The sequence below is a fragment of the Colwellia ponticola genome (genome assembly GCF_005885605.1).
In the GTDB taxonomy this organism is placed as follows: Bacteria; Pseudomonadota; Gammaproteobacteria; order Enterobacterales; family Alteromonadaceae; genus Colwellia; species Colwellia ponticola.
The window spans coordinates 1-433 of the sequence record NZ_SZVP01000160.1; the positions used below are offsets into that span (position 1 = coordinate 1).

At 62.1% G+C, this 433-nt stretch carries 1 protein-coding gene; it reads right to left on the reverse strand.

The genetic code is table 11. The annotated features are described in order from the left end of the window. Window positions 1–178: 178 nt before the first annotated feature. Window positions 179–433, reverse strand: a 255-nt coding sequence (locus FCS21_RS16920; RefSeq protein WP_222928005.1) for a hypothetical protein, incomplete at its 5' end; no start/stop codon positions are given.

Sequence of the window (433 nt, forward strand, 5' to 3'; positions counted from 1 at the left end):
ATGTGGCCGCCGCGTGCCGTTGCGCCAGCAGGTCGGCGGTGAACAGGTTGTCGCTCAAGTGGCTGCCGGGTGGGGTTTGCAGCACGCAGACTTGTTGAGCCACACCCTGTTGCCGGTAAAGGCAACTGAGACCTCGCGCCTCAGGTACCGCCAGCACGCAATCGTCAGGCAATTGCTGTCAGTACCGTTGGGCCACGGCCGTCAACAATGGCGTGCATCTCACCAGCGGCAGGTGCTGTCGCTTGAACAACTCCCGCAGGTCTTGCAGCAAATTCCGTGACGTCGCGACCGCCAGGCGTTCATCTCCAAAGGTGCTGTTGGCGACTTGCACTTGCCACTGTCCGGGGTCGATGCCTGCCTGTTGGTTGAAGGTCACTTCGGCCAAGCCTTGCCAGTCGGCCTGGCTGTACACGCCGGTTTGCCACGCCAGCAT